The 18,358-nt window shown below is 41.2% G+C and carries 15 protein-coding genes and 1 pseudogene; 7 read left to right on the top strand and 9 right to left on the bottom strand.

All coding sequences use genetic code 11. The features are described 5' to 3' along the window. Window positions 1-196: 196 nt before the first annotated feature. The 6 genes from ACLKML_RS03990 to ltnD all read right to left on the bottom strand — a co-directional run bounded on the left by ACLKML_RS03990 (window position 197) and on the right by ltnD (window position 6,548). Window positions 197-1,258 (bottom strand): alpha/beta fold hydrolase, encoded by a 1,062-nt coding sequence (locus tag ACLKML_RS03990; protein WP_413282453.1) that lies wholly within the window; start codon window positions 1,256-1,258, stop codon window positions 197-199. Window positions 1,259-1,352: 94 nt separating this feature from the next. Further along, a complete protein-coding gene (locus ACLKML_RS03985; protein ID WP_413282452.1) occupies window positions 1,353-2,828 on the bottom strand; it encodes a GntP family permease in 1,476 nt (491 codons plus the stop codon). Window positions 2,829-2,979: 151 nt separating this feature from the next. Beyond that, entirely contained in the window at window positions 2,980-3,756 is a 777-nt protein-coding gene (gene otnI / locus ACLKML_RS03980) for a 2-oxo-tetronate isomerase (RefSeq protein WP_413282451.1), read from the bottom strand. Continuing rightward, window positions 3,756-4,388 (bottom strand): aldolase, encoded by a 633-nt coding sequence (locus ACLKML_RS03975; RefSeq protein WP_413282450.1) that lies wholly within the window; start codon window positions 4,386-4,388, stop codon window positions 3,756-3,758. Before ACLKML_RS03975 ends, otnI begins: the two co-directional genes overlap by 1 nt. Beyond that, the gene (gene otnK, locus ACLKML_RS03970; RefSeq protein WP_413282449.1) at window positions 4,381-5,640 is read right to left on the bottom strand and encodes a 3-oxo-tetronate kinase; all 1,260 of its coding nucleotides are present in this window, start codon (window positions 5,638-5,640) and stop codon (window positions 4,381-4,383) included. Before otnK ends, ACLKML_RS03975 begins: the two co-directional genes overlap by 8 nt. 2 nt (window positions 5,641-5,642) lie before the next feature. Further along, window positions 5,643-6,548 (bottom strand): L-threonate dehydrogenase, encoded by a 906-nt coding sequence (gene ltnD, locus ACLKML_RS03965; RefSeq protein ID WP_413282448.1) that lies wholly within the window; start codon window positions 6,546-6,548, stop codon window positions 5,643-5,645. A 233-nt stretch (window positions 6,549-6,781) separates the two neighbouring features. On the opposite strand from ltnD, the gene ACLKML_RS03960 reads away from it, so the two are divergent. Both ACLKML_RS03960 and ACLKML_RS03955 read left to right on the top strand, forming a co-directional pair. Beyond that, entirely contained in the window at window positions 6,782-7,543 is a 762-nt protein-coding gene (locus ACLKML_RS03960; protein ID WP_413282447.1) for a DeoR family transcriptional regulator, read from the top strand. A 935-nt stretch (window positions 7,544-8,478) separates the two neighbouring features. Further along, window positions 8,479-9,635 (top strand): IS3 family transposase gene (locus ACLKML_RS03955; RefSeq protein ID WP_413282446.1). Its coding sequence is split into 2 segments (ribosomal slippage): window positions 8,479-8,740 and window positions 8,740-9,635, totalling 1,158 coding nucleotides; the frame shifts between segments, so codons are not numbered across the junction. An 854-nt stretch (window positions 9,636-10,489) separates the two neighbouring features. On the opposite strand, the gene ACLKML_RS03950 is transcribed toward ACLKML_RS03955, so the two are convergent. The 3 genes from ACLKML_RS03950 to ACLKML_RS03940 form a co-directional block, all read right to left on the bottom strand. Next, complete coding sequence (locus ACLKML_RS03950) at window positions 10,490-11,506, bottom strand: IS110 family transposase (protein WP_413282445.1); 1,017 nt, start codon at window positions 11,504-11,506, stop codon at window positions 10,490-10,492. A 174-nt stretch (window positions 11,507-11,680) separates the two neighbouring features. Next, the gene (locus ACLKML_RS03945; RefSeq protein WP_413282444.1) at window positions 11,681-11,977 is read right to left on the bottom strand and encodes a type II toxin-antitoxin system RelE/ParE family toxin; all 297 of its coding nucleotides are present in this window, start codon (window positions 11,975-11,977) and stop codon (window positions 11,681-11,683) included. Window positions 11,978-11,983: 6 nt separating this feature from the next. Beyond that, complete coding sequence (locus tag ACLKML_RS03940) at window positions 11,984-12,226, bottom strand: type II toxin-antitoxin system Phd/YefM family antitoxin (RefSeq protein WP_000557295.1); 243 nt, start codon at window positions 12,224-12,226, stop codon at window positions 11,984-11,986. A 368-nt stretch (window positions 12,227-12,594) separates the two neighbouring features. Between ACLKML_RS03940 and ACLKML_RS03935 the strand changes: the two genes are divergently transcribed. From ACLKML_RS03935 to ACLKML_RS03915, 5 genes and pseudogenes are all read left to right on the top strand, one after another. After that, window positions 12,595-12,933, top strand: a complete 339-nt coding sequence (locus tag ACLKML_RS03935) for a metalloregulator ArsR/SmtB family transcription factor (protein ID WP_413282443.1) — start codon at window positions 12,595-12,597, stop codon at window positions 12,931-12,933. 45 nt (window positions 12,934-12,978) lie between these two features. Then, a pseudogene (arsB, locus tag ACLKML_RS03930) lies at window positions 12,979-14,042 on the top strand (ACR3 family arsenite efflux transporter). A gap of 48 nt (window positions 14,043-14,090) precedes the next feature. Further along, window positions 14,091-14,603, top strand: a complete 513-nt coding sequence (locus ACLKML_RS03925) for a sigma-70 family RNA polymerase sigma factor (protein WP_413282442.1) — start codon at window positions 14,091-14,093, stop codon at window positions 14,601-14,603. Window positions 14,604-14,679: 76 nt separating this feature from the next. Further along, window positions 14,680-16,617: a methyl-accepting chemotaxis protein gene (locus ACLKML_RS03920; protein ID WP_413282441.1), complete on the top strand. Its 1,938-nt coding sequence runs from the start codon at window positions 14,680-14,682 to the stop codon at window positions 16,615-16,617. A gap of 102 nt (window positions 16,618-16,719) precedes the next feature. Further along, on the top strand, window positions 16,720-17,670 hold the full coding sequence (locus ACLKML_RS03915; protein WP_413282440.1) for a permease: 951 nt from the start codon (window positions 16,720-16,722) through the stop codon (window positions 17,668-17,670). Window positions 17,671-18,358: the final 688 nt, after the last annotated feature.

The raw sequence follows: 18,358 nt of genomic DNA, 5'->3' as shown, positions 1-18,358 counted from the left end.
ATCGTCTGTGCTTAGGGCGGTGAGTAGTCACCTTTTAATTACTTAGAGATAAGAGCGTAAGCGGGTTCTTTGTGACCACATCTTCTAGGTGATCTAAGCTCATAGCATTTGAAAAAGAACAGGATGGCGTTCTGATAAGACAACATCCCACCAATTGGCGGGATGCAGTAAAGGCTTAAAATTCTTTTATGAATGATTACATTTTTGGTACGTTGGCCATAAATTGAGCTAACTTACCTTCATATAACCATGGAAAATGATAAACCGTACCGTGGCCTGAATATTGCCCAGTACCCGAAATCATAAAAGAGTCACCATTGACTATTTTCTCCATCCCTAGTGAAAGAGTATCTAGCTCTACCGGATTACGTGGATCGCCGTCTTCATTGATAACAAGTACATGTGCTTTAATTTTATTCAAGTCATTGGTAGGGTCAAAGTCACGTGAAGCCCCCCATTGATACATCGCATCATTTGCATCTGGTGCGTCAGTCACTGCATATTTCTTTTCAATAGCTTGATTAAATGATTCATGATCAGGATAAAGTTCAGTCATACGCTTTTCACTCAAATAAAACGCTGTACTAAACCAAATGCGGGCAGTAAGAAAACTTGGCGGAACTTCAGTATAATTCCCATTGTTCCAAACAGGATCACGGCGAATAGAATCCACTAAGAGTTTGCGCATGGCCCAGTTGCGACCAGACATAGGTCCAGGAAAAGCGGCTGTTGGGACGATAGAATCCATAAAATTTGGATACATAATAGCCCAATCGAAAGCTAGCATTCCCCCCATAGAGTATCCAAAAATACTGCGTAAATGATTAATTCCTAGGTGGTTTTTCAATAAGTCATATTGAGCGTTAACCATATCGTGATAATTATATACAGGGAAAGACGCCTTTAGACCGTCTGAAGGTTTAGTGCTGTCGCCAGTACCAATTGCATCAGGTGCAATAAAAAAATATTTTTGTGCATCAAGCGCTTTTCCTGCGGAAAAAAGATGTTCTACTAATGCTTTTGACATCATTTTCGCACCGTCCCCATGAGTACCGTGCAGTAATAACACTGGCTCTCCTTGTGGGTTACCAAATGTACGGTAAGCAATTTTCATCTCAGGCATGGTATAACCATTTTCGAATTTAAAATTCTTGATAGTATATTCTCCAGTTGTTGCCTCCATATAGTCAGCGGCCTGCACTGGTACGATGAAAACCTGTAAGACCAAAAATACAATAAAATTGCGTATTGATTTCATCACTCTCATAACTATTTCACCCCGTAATTTTTCCTATTTAACGTTGATGAGTAGATCGGATAGCGCCAACTGGTGGCGCTATCCGATATTGATTTTAACTATCTTTTTCTAAGCTAATTTGTCCGGTTTGAGTCGTTACTGATGACTTTTGGGTTTTCATCCAGATTACAATTGCAGCTAAAACAGCTAATGGAATCAATGGATCAATCATTGTGCCTTGTTGCCCAAAGAACAGATTTAAGGTCATAATAATGCTTGCGCCAATTGCCCATGCGATAGTCGACGTTAAACTCCAGATTTTTAGCTGATCGGCCAGTTCCGTGATGCCTAAAGTTCGGCTGATAATGTGGAAGTAAGAGTCATTAAGGTGTGAGAAGCCAACGGGTCCCACTGCACAAGCCAGTGCGACAAACACAGGGTTCAGCCCTAAGGTATCAACAAGTGGTAATGTCATTGTTGCTGCGACCATCATTGATGCAGTTGCAGAGCCTTGAACCAGACGCAGCATAGAAGCGATAGCCAGTGGTACTAATAATGGAGGAATTCCACTGCTTGCGATTGCTTCTGCAACCTGAGGACCCGCTCCTGAAGCTTTAAGTACTGCACCCATTGCACCACCACAGCCTGTCACGACTAGAATTAAGCCAGTAGTTGAAAGTGCGTCATCCATAGAACCAATCATATCTTTACGTTCGATATGACGAGTAAGGCCATACAGTGCCATCAGTACACCGATACCCACTGCTACAACAGGATTACCAATCAGTTGAAGCGAAGAATGGAAAAACGTATCGCCTTTGCCTATAAGCGTATTTGTAAGGATAAGAGCAATTGGGATTAAGATTGGACCAAAAGAAAGGAAGTTGCTGGGTAGATCTCTCTCTTTCGTCTCTTTTACATTCTCAAGATTCGCCCAGTCAGCCTGATTAGTGATCCACTCACCGTCATCACCAGGGACGCGGTAGTACTCGTTACCTACACGGCGAATATAAAAGATAGAAAGCAGCATCATCGGGATGGAAACAAGAAGCCCCCAAAGCATATAGACACCCAGATCAACACCCAAAATACCAGCTACAGCCACTGGACCTGGTGTAGGTGGAACAAGGGCGTGCGTAATTAAGAGACCCAGAGCCAGTGTAACACCAAGTCCAACAGACGACTTACCCGTATTCCTTGAAATAGCTCTTACTAAAGAGTGAAGAATAATGTATGCAGAGTCACAAAATACAGGGATGGCCACTAACACACCGGTCAAACCAAGCGCGAGATCTTCTTTTCCAGAACCACATATCTTAACAAAAGTTTTTGCCATTCGAACCGCAGCACCAGAACGCTCAAAACAGGCTCCCATAATTACGCCAAAGGCAATAATAAGACCTATACCACCGAGCACTCCGCCAAAACCGTTCTTAATAGCACCAACCAGTTCATTGGGTGCCATTCCGGCAAATAATCCCATAATCAGGCAGGCAATAACCATAGCCAAAGATACTGGGATCCGGGTTTTAATAATCATCAGCATCATGGCAATAATACCCACGATAATACCTATCAATGCACTATCCATAGTTTTATCCTTTTGGTTTTCATTATTACCGAACCTGATTTAAACAAATTTAGGCCATAGGAATCCCAGAGCTGTTTCAGTGAACAGGTCGGTAATAATAAGTTTCACGTTATTGAATTTAGTTAGTTATATATTTATGTAATATTTTTTCTTATAAGTAGGGCTTTACCCAGTTCAGGCCTTCAAGTGTTCGACCTCTTGGGTTGTATTCGCATCCTATCCATCCAGAATAGTTGACCTCATCTAAGGTGTTGTATATATGAGGATAATTTAGTTCTCCTTCATCAGGTTCATGTCTATCAGGTATTGAAGCAATCTGAATATGACCAATATCAGTAGCTAAATCACGGATCATTGTCGTAATATCGCCATCCATAATTTGTGCATGGAATACATCGAATTGTAGTTTTACATTCGGTCTTTCAACTTTTTTAATAAGTTCAACGGCTTCTCTTTGATGGGCAACAAAATATCCGGGGGCTGCTTTCGTATTTAAAGGCTCTACTAACAAGAGAATATCCTTTTCTGCGAACTTATCTGCCGCGTAACGGATATTGCTAATAAATGTTTCTACGTGTTGCTCATAGCTGTAAGCGCTATCCATTATCCCGGACATAGCATGAACTTTTTTGCATTTCAGCGCCTCGGCATAACATAGAGCGGTATCAACACTGTTTCGGAACTCCTCTTCACGTCCAGGCAGAGCGGCAAGACCACGTTCTCCAGCATCCCAATCGCCCGGAGGCATATTGAAAAGAGCCTGCTCTAGCCCAAGTTCGTGGAGCTTTCCGGCAATTAAATCAGGTTCAAAATCGTAAGGAAATAGAAACTCAACGGCTTGAAAACCTGCGTTTTTAGCCGCTTCAAATCGTTCCATAAATGGTAGCTCAGTAAATAGCATCGTTAGGTTTGCAGCAAATTTGGCCATTATTTTTTTCTCCTACTTAATTCAGTTATATTTTTGTTTGAAAGATATTGGATCTCCTGTCCTTTCAACATCAGACAAAGTTTTGCTGTCTCTTCCAGTTCTTCCGCATTATCTACCGCATCCTCTAAGCTGGTCCCGGTAACAACTGGACCATGATTCGCTAACAAAAATGCCCGATAGTCAACTGCTCGTTTCGCCAGTTCTACCGCTATTTGTGGGTCGCCTGGATTGAAATATGGTATGAGTGGTAACTGACCTATACGCATCACGTAGTATGGGGTAAATGGTTTTATCACGTTTTCCGGATCAACATCCTTAAGACATGAAAGTGCTGTCAAATAAGTACTGTGAAGGTGAACAACGGCACGACAGGCGGCGTTGTTACGATACAGTTCCAGATGAAAATCCACTTCTTTTGATGGTTTTTCACCAGATAACTGATTTCCCTGAATATCAATCACAGAAAGAGTATGAGCGTCTAAACGCCCCATTGAAGACCCGGTTGGAGTGGCCAAAATATTACCGTCAGGTAGTCGGAGCGAAAGGTTTCCCGCGCCGCCGGTTGCATAACCACGGTCAAATAATGAACGGGCTAAGGTAACCATTTTTTGTTTAAACACTAGGTCACTCATGATAGAACTCCTGTGCTTTGGAGAAAAAGTCCAGTTCACCAAAGTTACCTGATTTCAATGCCAGCGAAAGGGAACTATCAATTGCTTTAACCCAAGGCACTCCCGGAGTTATCTGAGGCCCAATGTGGAAACCTTCAACAGCAAGACTTTGAGTGACCACACCGGAGGTCTCACCACCTGCAACAATGAAGTTATTGATACCTTGTTCACGCAACTGATGTGCGAGTTGACTAAAGAATTGTTCCACTGCCTTACTGGAAGTATCCGCACCATAAGTTTGCTGAATCAGCTTAAGAACTTTAGACTCTGCTGTGGCATAAACCAAAGGTGCTAATTCACCATTAAGGTTGTCCATTACCCATTTTGCAATATCGCTTACATAGTCATCTTTTTCGATACAAGACTGAACATCAAGCGCAATACTTGGGGCTTTAGCCATGTACGCAGCAACTTGTTCATTGGTTCTAACTGAACAAGAACCGGAAAGAACCACGGTATTAGCCTTTACTGGTCGACCCGCTTCCAAGGCTTCTGTTTGGTCACTCAGTTGACTCTCCCAGTTTTTAGCAATACCAGCTGCCAGGCCAGATCCACCAGTGACCAGTTTCAGAGATTTAACGGCTTCGCCTAATATATTAAGATGACTTGCATTAAAAGCATCGACTACAGCATAACGCTTCCCTTCACTCTTTTGGTGATCGAAAGCCCGAATTACATAGTCTGCACCTTCTTCTATCGTCTGATAGTTAACCAATCCGGTATTACCTTCAGACTGAGCATCCATTAGGCGAACTAGGCTAGAGTCAAGCATTGGTGTAACTGGGTGGTTACGCATACCAGAATCACAAAGCAGTTCTCCTAATACAAACAGGTGACCGTTAAATACAGTCCTGCCATTTACGGGCAATGCTGGACAGACAATAGTGAACTCTTCACCTAGGCCATTCAGTAGCGCATCAGTAACAGGACCAATATTGCCTTCTGTTGTACTGTCAAAGGTAGAGCAATATTTGAAATAATACTGCTGGCAACCGCGACTCCTAAGCCAATCCATCGCCGTTAACGAACTTTCTACCGCCTCGTTAACCGGACAAGAGCGTGATTTTAAGCTAATAACAACAGCATCAGCGTCTACTTCAATATCATTCTCTGGTACACCATTTAATTGAATAGTTCGCATACCGTTAGCAACTAAGAACCCAGCAATATCTGTTGCGCCTGTAAAATCGTCAGCAATTACTCCTAACAACATAATTATTTCTCCTTAGAAGGCAGTTCAATACCGTCAAAGATTTTTATCACTGCACTATCGTCTTCCTGACCGTAACCTGCATTGCTAGCGCTAACAAACATATTCAACGCAGTGCTTGCCAGAGGAAGAGGGAATTTAAGTTCTTTCGCAGTATCAGACACAAGGTTTAAGTCTTTAACGAAAATATCGACCATAGATTTTGGAGAATAATCACCGTCCACAACATGCTGCATACGATTTTCGAACATCCAAGAGTTTCCTGCAGCGTTTGTTACTACGTCGTACATTAAATCGAGAGGTATGTTTGCTTTTGCTGCAAGTGCCATCGCTTCAGCGCCTACCGCGATATGAACACCAGCAAGAAGTTGATGTACAATTTTAACTGTTGAACCCAGACCAATCTCTGTACCTATGTTGTACACTTTTGTTGCTGTAGCATTAAGTACTGGTTCAAGCCGACGGAAAGCTTCCTCACTTCCCGATGCCATAATAGTCATTTCGCCCGCATTTGCTTTAACCGCTCCACCAGACACTGGTGCATCCAGCATTATTAATTGTTTGTCCACCAATTTAACGTTGAATGCCTTGGCGTCTTCAGATGCAATCGTAGCTGAAATCATAATGGTTGTGCCTGGTTTAAGCGTATCTGCAAGTCCGGAGTCGAATAGTACGGAGTTTACCTGTTTAGCATTGACTACCAACAGAAGCACTGCATCCAGATTTTCAGAGAAATCGGCACAATTAGTTGATACTGCTTTCGCTCCAGCTAATGAGAGTTCTTTTAAAGCCTGTTCATTCAGATCAACACCATAGACATCAAGTCCGGCTCTTACACATGACTTAGCTGCGCCCATCCCCATAGAGCCAAGACCTATGACCGCAACACTTTGTACTTTTTTATCTTCCATTCTATTATCCTCTGGCGTTATTTTGTGTTAATATTTGTTACGATATTATACAATAATTTATAATTCCTAGGTGTTGATCACGTTACATCAATTTAAGTGTGAATTATTGTTAATTTTTTAGCGCTGGTTATAACTAATGTGCTTGTGAAGTACATAATAGCGACTTCATTTAACAAAAATGCACATTTAGATGTTAAGATCATTTCAATATTAGTTTCAGGAGAAATACTCACATGATCCCTGTCGAAAGGCATCGCACTATTTTAGCTTTGCTTAAAGAGCAAGAAGTAATCAGCATTAATACGTTAGAAAAACGTCTGCAAGTTTCCCACATGACCATTCGGAGGGATATCAGCAAGCTAGAGGCTGAAGGTAGGGTATTGTCTATAACAGGTGGGGTTCAGTTAACTAAATCGTTACAAAATGAAGAATCTCATGACAATAAAGTTCTCCAGAATTCCGATGAAAAAGAGAGCATTAGTTTATTGGCTTTCAAACAGATAAAAGAGAGCAAGGTAATTTATCTTGATGCAGGAACAACGACTCTTGAAATTGCAAAACGAATTGCAAAGCTTGATGACCTAACCGTAATCACTAACGACTTTGTGATCGCGAACTATCTCACCTCAAATTCACAGTGCATCGTTTATCATACTGGCGGGAAAATAGATCGTGTGAATAAATCTAGTGTGGGAAACAAAACCGCGCAGGCTATCCGTGAATTTAATATTGATTTGGCATTTATTTCTACGTCGTCATGGAATCAACGTGGTATATCAACACCATCTGAAGAAAAGGTAACAGTCAAAAAGGCGATATGTGATGTCGCCAATACTTGCTGTTTAGTCTCTGATTCAAGCAAATATGGAAAAATAGCCCCTTTTCATGCCGTTAATATAGAAAGATTTGATTTGGTCCTCACCGATAAACATCTATCGCAATATGCCCTTGAGGGTTTGATGCAAAAAGGTATTGATGTATTAACCACTGGCTAGCCCAGACATATAACATCAGTACTAACCGAGTATTGATGTGTAGTGGATGAGTAAATATGGGCACATGGTTAGAGTGATGGAAAACCAGATTCATTGGATAAATTCGAACAAACCATCAAAAGTGTTACGACTCAGAATACGTATACCCTTAACCCTAAATGTTCCGTGTGTTGCATAGCAGTATTCGAATAGCAGGATTTCTTCTAAGCCATCCACATAATTGACCTCTAGTCTAACTTCAGAAGTAGCTTTATTAAGTATAGAAGAGGGACATTGAATGGCCATGCAATTAACTTGACAGTACCATTCATAAATACCGGTTTATGACTCGCTGTTAATGTAATTATTATTACAGTAATTTAATTTACACTAAATGGCTAATATTCTATTTTATCGCTAATACGTGAGAGTAAAAGTAGAAAGTAATGAAAAAATTTATAATCGTCAGAAAGAATTAAAAGCTCTACAAACTGTTTCTTAGCGGATAGCAGAAACAAAGGGACAACTTAGCGTATTGGTTGGGAGAAGGCATGTCGGTAAAACCCGTCTGTTAAACGAAGCATTTCGCCAAGAAAATACCAAATTCCTTTACCTTTTCATAAGTTGAAAGAGTGAAAGCGCCTTAGTGGTTGAATTCGCTGAAATCATCAGTAGTGAGCTCGGAGTTAAGTAGTCGTTCGCATGGGTGTAGCGGGAAAATTTGAACCTAGTGTTTTAAAGAAAATTACTGCTCAGGATGCTCAAATGCAGTCAATTACAGTCCCTAAGCTCAGGAAGTACATTAACCCAGTGACCTTTGGTAGGCTGACAAGTCGAACGCCCCCAAGTAAGATTCTTTTGGTTGATGCTATGGTAACATAGGGCACTACTGTAATGGTACGATTATCCTGGAGACTAATTAAGCCTTATAATCATATGATAAATGAGGCCAAATTATGAAACGAAAAGAACGAGTAATTATTTCCGACCAACAAAAACTAGAATATGCAAAAATGATGGTTGAAGATGGATATTCTAATCAACAAATACAAGAAATATCGGGGGCATGTTCTTCTGCCGTGGTTAGATGGAAAAGACAATATAAAGCGGAAAAGCAAGGCATTACCCCTCAAAACCAGAAAGCCATAACGCCTGAGCAACAAAAAATACAAGAGCTGGAAAAACAATTAGATAGAGCGAATAGAGACATCGATATATTAAAAAAAGCCAGCGCTTTGTTCATACGAGACAACTAAAACAAGATGCCGTTAGGCAAATGAAGAAAGCGTATCCTAATTATACTGTCTCTGAGTTGTGTCGAGTACTTAAGGTGTCATTGAGCAATTTTTATTACAGAAAGATAAATAAACGGAGTGATATTCAACTTCGTCATCAAATCCGAGTAATATCAAGTGAATCAAATCACACCTATGGTAAACGTAGAATTAGGGAAGAACTTGTAGACAAAGGGATCACAGTAAGCCTGTATAAGGTTGCTAAGTTAATGAAAGAGCAAAACATTTATGTTCGTTATCCGAAAAAGAAACACTATTATCCTGATGCAGGAGTAGAAAAAAGATATGCACCAAACCTGTTAAATCGTCAATTTAATCCAGATACTTACAATACCCATTGGGTCACTGATGTGACTTTTATCCGCTCACACCAAGGATGGAGCTATCTAGCGTGCGTAGTCGATCTAGCAACAAAAGAAGTCGTGGGGCATGCGCTGTCTCGCTCACCTGATACTAAACTAACCCTTGCGGCATTGGATCAGGCGATTATCAGGAAAAAGCCAAATACAACTCAATTAATGGCTCATTCAGATCAAGGATGCCACTACAGTTCCCATGCTTATAGGAATCGTCTAAGTGCTTTAAATATAACGCAAAGTATGAGTCGAAGAGGCAATTGTTGGGATAATTCAATCATGGAGCGATTCTTTAGAACATTAAAGTCGGAGCATTTAAATATGCTGAGCTTTATCAATCACCAAGCGGTGATATCTGAAGTAGAGAGTTATATTGCTTTTTACAATTACAAACGGCGACACAGCGGATTAAACTATATTACTCCGCATGAACAATATGTTCAGATGAAAAAAGCGGCTTAAGAACTCTCCAGTATTAGTGGATCATTACATACATTGAGTTATGCTAAACAAGCTATTCAAGAACGGTATCCTATGGCTAAGATAGAAGCATTAACTCTCCTTAGTTCAAGTAAGATTATAAATATATTGACATTATGTAGTCACAGATATAGCCCTAGTTCAAGAGCTGGTATGAGCCGCTCTGCTCTATAAATCATCGAAAGCGGAACACGCTGCGCTTGGTCAGCCAGACTGTAAGAGTCAAGCAGGCCTTTGTTTACCATTGATAAACATGTTGAGTCCGAGTTGAAGCGTAACAAGGCCAACAACAAAGTTGAAAAAATGAAGTGAAGTATTTCTTGGGGACTTCTTAGGTCCCCTTTCCTTTGTCTAGGGAATAGACAAAGCCAACACATAACGCGCTTTTTATTGTTGAAGTATCTACACTACTCCCTTGCCTTTAAAAATATTACTGATATGCGTGATAATCTCGTGTCTTCTACATGATTAAATATACTAGACATTGAATTAAGCAACTTTCCATACCTGTGATTATTCGTAGTTTGCTAATTTATCAAAAGCACTGACTCAGAAGTGTCCAAATCCGTGCTGACGGGGTAGGTTGTCGTAACGCAGAAATGCCCCAATATATGGTACGTCCCGTTATTGCAAGTAGAGTTCAAAATAACGAGTTGATTTGCGCTAATATATCCAGAGTCTATTAGAGACAGTTATTAGTCTCAGCTCTATGATGAGGTGTGCGCCAGACTGTCCTCGCAAAGCGTAAAGCATACTAAGTTGCTGTTTGGGGCAACAGGTCTTCAATCTGGTGGTCTAACCGTTGTGTCATTTTTTACTCTCATTGCAAATTTTGATTATGTTCTTATTTCAAAAGATTTTTTATTAACTAAAATTGCCCACGCTATACGGGCTATTTTGTTGGCTAGTGCTACCACTGCCACGTTAAAGGGTTTTCGTTTCTTAAGCTCTACAAGCCACGAACCAAAGTATTTTTCGACCGATTTGTCTCTCCATAAAATAGACCTTGCAGCATGGATGAATAGCGTCCTTAGTTCTTTATTTCCTCGTTTCGATATTCCAAGTAGCGTTGATTTACCACCTGTTGAATATTGAATGGGGACAAGTCCGATCCATGCTGCAAAATTTCTCCCGTTTTTGAAGTCATTGGGGTTGCCAACTGATGATAAACAAGCACTAGCGATGACTGGGCCAATGCCAGGAACACTTTGTAGTTGTTTCATCTGCTCGTTATCTGCAAGAATTCTCTCGACCTTATCTGGTTGTGAATCTATGCGTTCATTAAGATTTTGATAGTGCTCATGTAACTCACTTAATTCAAAAATGATTAGAGGTGGAAGGTGTTGATTCTTATCCACTAGCCACTGGAATAAACCTTTCATACTAGCGTGACCTTTTGGCAAACTGAGCCCAAACTCAAGAAGGATTGAGCCAATTCGGTTCATACAAGCGGTACGCTCCCTAATATATCCGCTACGAATTTTTCGAATAGTTGATATAACCTGAGCTGACTCTGTCTTTGCTGAGGAGAACCTCATAGTTGGCCGTGAAGCTGCTTCTGCGATAGCGTCGGCATCGATAAAGTCATTTTTATTGGTTTTAACGTAAGGTTTTACATATTGAGGTGGAATTAGCTTGGCAGTATGACCAAATTCTGCACATTTTCTAGCAAGCCAATGAGATCCGCCGCATGATTCCATGGCTATAATTACAGGCTCATGGCACGATAAGAATTCTAGTAATTTTGGGCGAGTAAGCTTTTTCTTAAATAACTGATGCCCAGCTTGGTCATGACCAACTAAATGAAAAGAGTTCTTACCTAAATCGATTCCGATAATGTGTGAGTTATTCATTTGGCACTTTCCTTTTAAGACTAAACCAATTTGAGTTTAGCTGTGTAGGGAGGGACGTACCATCTCATTAAGCGTCTTAGTGCAAAGCGTATACTTGGAAAACGCTGCTAAACGCGGCGTTAGTTTACCAGTGAAAGTCATCACCCTAAATCCAATCCTAGGGTGTAATCTTAACTACAGGTGGTTCTGCGGAAGTTGTGATTGACTGAGTACAGCAACAACTAAAATGAAGCTATCTTCTTTTGTAAAGTACGCGGTATGCTTGCCCACCGGGAAATAAAAATCACTTGGGTATATCTCATCGCAACTGCGACCAACAGCTGGGTTGTCAGCAAGCATTTGAAACCCTGTTAGTAAGGTATCTTTGTAGCTTTGCCATTGCATCTCAGAGAAATTGTTGACGGTATAGTTTTTGATTTTTTGTAAATGAGTCTGTGCTAATTTACTTAGCTTATATTTATTCTTTTTCATAATGGGTTATAAGGCGTTTAAAAAGTCTTCACCATCAACCACATTGCCTTGTGCCAAGTCTTGTTTAGCTGACTCGAAACAATGTCTCAGGTAATCAGTTTTCATTGCCTCCAGCTCTTCATAATCCTTAATCGACATAACAACTACGGCATCTTTGCTATTTTTGCTAATTTTCACTGGCTCACGTTGAGCGCTCAGAAGTAACTCACCAAAATTACGTTTGGCATCATTTGCTGTTAAAGTGTGCATGATTACTCTCCAAATCTGGAATCACAGTTAGATTATAGTTGTTCGCATGAAATGGTCAATATAATTAAATCGTGCGATTTGTTCGAAAGGTGAACATACAAGCGTTTAAGGTTTCAAGATACTTTTACTAATCGGATATAAGCGGTTTACCAAATTTCGCGTAACTAGCTTCTGTCCAGAGATGTGCTAGCCCGATTATCGCTAGCACGTTTATGCCCCATTTCGATTTAGTCTCAATATTAAGACGCTAATTTCTCATAGTTATCGACTTACTTTTCCTAATCTAACTTATCTCTCAGAATCACATGTTTAATTGAAAAATTGACATATATGAAAAATAAGATATTTCATAATATTGAATAGTTCCTATGTTTGATCCAATCCTTGTTTACAAAGCGCTTTCTGAAGAAACTCGGCTTAAGTCTCTGCTGTTAATGCAGAAACAAGGAGAGTTGTATGTCTGTGATCTCATGGAAGCGCTGAATCTCAGTCAACCCAAAGTCTCTCGGCATCTTGCCGAATTGCGAAAACACGAGCTTGTTCTGGATGAGCGACGCGGTAAGTGGGTTTACTACCGAATCAACCCCGCGCTAGCTCCTTGGGTCAAGCAAGTGCTGGAGATCACCCTTAAGCATAATTTGACATTTATCGAGTCAGAGTTGCAGTTCATCAAAGGCAAATCATGTTCGAATGGTGTGAACGAATAATGCCCTATTCCGTTGGTTTATCAATTTTAAATGAAAGAGATTTGTATGAGTAATGTCTCAAGCTGTGTCGAAACCAGCGCATCTGAAAAATGAGTTTTCTTGATCGATACTTAACCGTATGAATTTTTCTTGCAATGGCAGTTGGTGTCGGGATTGGAGTGTTATTTCCTCAAGTCGCTCAGTGGAACGAAAGCCTATCTGTTGGTTCAACCAATATCCCACTTGCGATTGGCTTAATCTTAATGATGTACCCTCCATTGGCGAAAGTGAACTATAGCCTTTTAGGTGAGGTAACTCGTGATAAACGCGCGATAACGCTTTCTTTAGTGATGAACTGGTTCGTGGGACCGATTTTGATGTTCATCTTGGCTATCATTTTCTTGCGCGATCAACCTGGCTATATGGTGGGACTCATTCTGATTGGCCTTGCTCGATGCATCGCAATGGTGTTGGTTTGGAATGATATCAGCGGCGGAAACAAAGAGTACGGAGCAACCTTAGTTGCCTTAAATAGCGCGTTTCAGATTATCACGTACAGTTTTATGGCATGGCTGTTTATTACTGTGTTACCCCCTTACTTTGGTCTTGAAAGTTTCGTTGTTGACATCACTATCTGGGATATTACACAAAGCGTCTTAATTTATTTAGGCATCCCTTTCTTAGCTGGTTTCCTAAGCCGTAAGCTATTGGTCTCAGCAAAAGGTGAACAGTGGTATAACGAAGTCTTCATCCCTCGTATTTCGCCAATCACCCTGATTGCGCTTTTGGCAACCATCGTTTTGATGTTTAGTCTGAAAGGTGAAATGATCATCGAGTTACCGATGGATGTGCTCCGTATTGCAGTACCACTGATCATCTATTTTATGGTGATGTTTTTTGCGAGCTTCTACATCGGGAAACGTATGGGGATCCCTTACGACCAAAATGCTTCTATCGCCTTTACTTCATCAGGTAACAACTTCGAACTGGCTATCGCCGTATCAATCGCTGTATTTGGATTAAACTCTGACCAAGCGTTTGCTGGTGTGATTGGACCTTTGGTAGAAGTGCCTGTATTAATCGCTTTGGTTAACGTGGCCTTGAGAATGAAGCGTAAATATTATGTCTAAGAGCCGTATTTCGAAACAAACTTCAGCAGTGCCATGTCTCATTGAGACATGGCATATTTCCGAGTCGAGCTTTACTACTGGCTGCTTAAGCAAACAGGTGATCCTGAGCTGAGCTTTGATTTACTACAAGATACCTTCTTGAAGGCGTTACAGCAGAAGCAAGCGTTTTGCGATATTCAAAACCAAAGAGCATGGCTATATCGAGTAGCGCGGAATATGCTCATTGATAAGCAACGTAAGGCGAATCAAGAACAAGTTCAGGATCTGAGAGATAATGAGCCGATATTGGAAGAGCATGAACTTCCCGCCGTCGATAGCCTTGCGCAATGCCTACCTAAAGCGCTATCAAAACTGATGACTGAGTCTGAAAGCGAAATTATCAAACAGTGTGACCTACAAGGTCTTACTCAACAGCAGTTTGCCGAGCAAAATGGACTCACTTTAGTGGAAACCAAATCACGCATTCAACGTGCTCGACAAAAACTCAGAAATGTTTTGCAAGTACAATGTCATATACGTTTTGACGAACAGCGGCGAGTTTGTTGCTTCTTTCAAGACTAATTGTCTTCAAGCTGTCATAAAAACCTAATAAAATTACATTAATATATATATATTTCCACATATTAGGGCTTTTTGAATGAAGCGAATGATTCTCGCAATTGTCGTCTCTTGTCTGATGGGCTTAATGACTCTGGTTTGGTTAACACTATCTAACACCAACAAGTTTTCAACCCATTTAGAACAGCAGTATCAAGATACGATAGATTTCTATCAACAAACCTCGGCTTCTGGTGCATCACTTAGAAATTTCAGCCTACTCGTCTACCAATTGGCCGCAGCAGAAAATAGCGTTGACCAAGAGCATATCCAGAACTTAATCGATAAAGAGTGGTTAACGATCCAATCAGGCATGTACACTTTATCTGCACAGAAATACGCTGATATACATAGTACGATTTTCATTGGTGATGAGTCATCAAAGTCAGAAGATCTGCAAGTAAAAGATCTGTTAGCTGAAATACAAATATCGTTAGATGGCGCACATAAAATCTACCAATTGATGCAAGAAGTCGTTTCGCGCAAATTGCCATTGCTCCAAGAGCTAGATTATCAATCGAATCAGCTCACTCAGCTTGCCTATACTGCTACCCAAAATGCGTCTATGAGTAACGACATTACAGCCACGATGGTCAGTGCAATCGCCATCATGCTGTCTACGGATTCCAATTACCAACTGAAAAAAGCATACAAAAATGCGCTAAAAAGCTTTGATACTTTAAATGAGACCAAGCCAGGCGTATTCGATGCTGTTAAAGCAGAAGAGCCTCTAGCAAAATTCTTCAATACGAAAAAAATGGTGCTAAAAACAAGCGTTGATCCTGCGGCATTTTCACTCAACTACCAACAGGCGATAGAGAAGTTTACTCAATTAGAGACTTTTATTGATAACTTATTGACCGCGCAAAAAGCGTCTTTAGTACAAGATTTACGTCAACTAGACACATTTGTTTTGGTAGGCGCGGCCTGTATTTTATTGGTCGTTTCAATATCAGGTTATACGTTTGGTCGAAAGATAACTCATCAGATAGACTATGTTGTCGAGCGTATGACCGATATCGCTTCTGGAGACGGAGACTTGACCGTATCACTTCCAGTTAGAGGGGCAAAAGAGATTGCGCAGCTTTCCGCTTCATTTAATCTGATCATCGAAAAACTCCGCCTGAGTTTTTCCGAGCTGGCACAGCGCATCAACAGCACAGAGTCACTCAGTCAGCAAAGCGCACTCGCGAGCAAGCAAACTTGCGAGAAAATGAGTTTATTGCTGACTGAACTCGAAGAGTTCTATAGCAATATTAGCCATATGCGCCAAGCCTCATCTAATGTTGCTCAGCAGTGTTTACTCGGACAAGAGCATACTGAAAACACGAGCCAATCCGTTATACGAGGACAACGCTCATCGGAGTCTGCTGTGAGTGAGTTAACTGAACTCTCACGCTCTTTCGTTTTGCTAACAGAACTAACGCATAAATTTGTGGCAGACAGTCAGAAAATAGGCAGTATACTCGATGTAATCGAAGAAGTATCAGAGCAGACTAACTTGTTGTCACTCAATGCCGCGATAGAAGCTGCCAGAGCAGGCGAACAAGGTAGAGGATTTGCCGTCGTGGCGAATGAAGTCCGCACCTTAGCAGCCCGAACAAAATCCGCGACCATTGAAATTGAAAATGTGGTTAAGTCAATTGCGTCAGCCGCAAACGATATAACCTCAGCAATCAATGCAGCAAAAACAAACGCGGATACATGCACAAATAGCGTTCAGGAATCATCTGCTCAATTAGATAGTATTACTCATGTGATTGGTCGTATGGTTGAGATGAATCAACACATTTCAATCGCCACGTCTCAACAAGAACAGTCAGCAAACGTAATGACCGATATGATTAATAACATTCGCTCATTTGCTGACATGGCAACACAACAAGCGGCGACGAATGAAAACATCGCTAGTTCGTTATCTGATGAAGTCGATAACGCGATTGTTATCCTCGGTCAGTTTAAAACTCACGCTGGCTAACGCTTCTCTATCGATTAAAAAATATAAACATTTCTGCATTCTTTTAGCTTCATTTTCGTCTTAGTGACCTCAAAAACAAATTATGAGGTTGAAGGAGCCGATATGTTTGCAGTCTTTACCCATCTTGCTGATTGGATGACCTACCAGCTATTTGCTATGCAGCAAGGTACTAAGCTGGCAGATGCTATTCACTTTTTTATAGAAGACACTAGTAAAATCATGGTGCTACTGGTTGTCATGATTTACGTCATTGCGTTATTCCGAGCTTCTTTAAATGTTGAAAAAGTACGCCACTATCTTGCAGGCAAACGGCGTCTTTTTGGCTATGTAACGGGTAGTGTTTTCGGGGCGATCACCCCATTCTGCTCATGTTCAAGCATTCCCGTTTTTCTTGGCTTTACATCCGCTGGTATCCCGCTTGGGATCACCATGGGATTTTTGATTACCTCGCCATTGATCAATGAAATCGCAGTATTACTTCTGTTTAGTCTACTGGGATGGAAGTTCACCATCATGTATGTGCTGATTGGAATGCTTATCGGGATGTTGAGTGGTTGGTTACTGGATCTCATTGGAGCTGAGCGTTGGTTACAGCCATTTGCCGCGAAAGCCATGCTGAAAGCCCAAGTTCAACAACATACACAGGACAATTTGAACGTCAGCAACGCAGAGCCTACTATCACACTCTCATATCGACATCAGTTTGCCAAACAAGAAATGGTTGAGATCATCGGTCGGGTTTGGAAATGGGTGTTTATTGGCGTGGGCATAGGCGCGGGCTTGCATGGCTTTGTACCCGATGGCTGGATAGAAGCCCACTTAGGCGCGGGTCAGTGGTGGTCTGTTCCAGCTTCGGTATTGATTGGTATCCCTTTGTATTCTAATGCGACGGGGGGGATTCCTATCATGGAAAGTTTACTGAGAAATGGGCTTCCCATTGGTACGACATTAGCGTTTTGTATGAGCACTGTCGCTGCAAGTGTTACCAGCTTTGTGTTTGATGATGGGATTGCTAGTATGAAGCATGAGAGTTACCTCTTTTGTTTTGATTAAAGATTCGACACCTTTATCAAAACGGGTAACTCTCAACTTTTCAAGTCGATGTGTCAGATCTAGTCTGAACTAATACACTTTAAGTGACGTTCAACTTTATCGCATATACATTCACTTGTTGCTTCCTGATTATAAGTCCTATCTTGCACATTCTGTCCATTTCCTTCCTCCTCAGGCATTGTGATAAGCGATGCCTGTTTGCATTTTGGGATACTAAAAGTTATTCGATGATAGCTAAATTAGAAAAGTCACTGACACGTTTATGTCCGTGCGACCTGAAGTCGTATGAAGTGCTGTTCACCGCAACAAGTGTGAACCATCTGTATCACCAGATGACCCTAGGATTCTGAATAAAGCAGCGAACCCGACAATGTAACGAAGTTCAGCCTTTGCTGAGCGGGAATGAATTCGTGAGAGGACGTTCCTCCTGATAACCACAATTGGGTGAGTGCTAGGGTGTTGGTATGATGAACGTAAGTGAATCCATTTAAGATGCGTTATACGTGGATCAGCGGAAGTGGTTAATACGCTGTGGCCAAAAGGCATGAGAGTAGGAAAGAGATTGGACAGTGCTCTTTCGTGATCAAGACGCTCTCCGCATTATAGTGGGCATCTAACCCGACGTTGCGCGACATACGGAACAGGGTAAGCCTGTATCACTCCCTTTGGGAAAGCCTTTGTGGCCGAT

It is taken from the genome of Vibrio sp. MA40-2 (assembly GCF_047302445.1).
Classification (GTDB): domain Bacteria; phylum Pseudomonadota; class Gammaproteobacteria; order Enterobacterales; family Vibrionaceae; genus Vibrio.
Note: the sequence above shows the minus strand (reverse complement) of the source record. Positions and strands in the feature narration are given on the sequence as shown.

Excerpts from the sequence above, each read along its gene's own strand:
- ACLKML_RS03990 (WP_413282453.1), bottom strand. The coding sequence starts at position 1,258 with ATGAAATCAATACGCAATTTTATTGTATTTTTGGTCTTACAGGTTTTC.
- ACLKML_RS03985 (WP_413282452.1), bottom strand. The coding sequence starts at position 2,828 with ATGGATAGTGCATTGATAGGTATTATCGTGGGTATTATTGCCATGATG.
- otnI (WP_413282451.1), bottom strand. The coding sequence starts at position 3,756 with ATGGCCAAATTTGCTGCAAACCTAACGATGCTATTTACTGAGCTACCA.
- ACLKML_RS03975 (WP_413282450.1), bottom strand. The coding sequence starts at position 4,388 with ATGAGTGACCTAGTGTTTAAACAAAAAATGGTTACCTTAGCCCGTTCA.
- otnK (WP_413282449.1), bottom strand. The coding sequence starts at position 5,640 with ATGTTGTTAGGAGTAATTGCTGACGATTTTACAGGCGCAACAGATATT.
- ltnD (WP_413282448.1), bottom strand. The coding sequence starts at position 6,548 with ATGGAAGATAAAAAAGTACAAAGTGTTGCGGTCATAGGTCTTGGCTCT.
- ACLKML_RS03960 (WP_413282447.1), top strand. The coding sequence starts at position 6,782 with ATGATCCCTGTCGAAAGGCATCGCACTATTTTAGCTTTGCTTAAAGAG.
- ACLKML_RS03950 (WP_413282445.1), bottom strand. The coding sequence starts at position 11,506 with ATGAATAACTCACACATTATCGGAATCGATTTAGGTAAGAACTCTTTT.
- ACLKML_RS03945 (WP_413282444.1), bottom strand. The coding sequence starts at position 11,977 with ATGAAAAAGAATAAATATAAGCTAAGTAAATTAGCACAGACTCATTTA.
- ACLKML_RS03940 (WP_000557295.1), bottom strand. The coding sequence starts at position 12,226 with ATGCACACTTTAACAGCAAATGATGCCAAACGTAATTTTGGTGAGTTA.
- ACLKML_RS03935 (WP_413282443.1), top strand. The coding sequence starts at position 12,595 with ATGTTTGATCCAATCCTTGTTTACAAAGCGCTTTCTGAAGAAACTCGG.
- ACLKML_RS03925 (WP_413282442.1), top strand. The coding sequence starts at position 14,091 with ATGGCATATTTCCGAGTCGAGCTTTACTACTGGCTGCTTAAGCAAACA.
- ACLKML_RS03920 (WP_413282441.1), top strand. The coding sequence starts at position 14,680 with ATGAAGCGAATGATTCTCGCAATTGTCGTCTCTTGTCTGATGGGCTTA.
- ACLKML_RS03915 (WP_413282440.1), top strand. The coding sequence starts at position 16,720 with ATGTTTGCAGTCTTTACCCATCTTGCTGATTGGATGACCTACCAGCTA.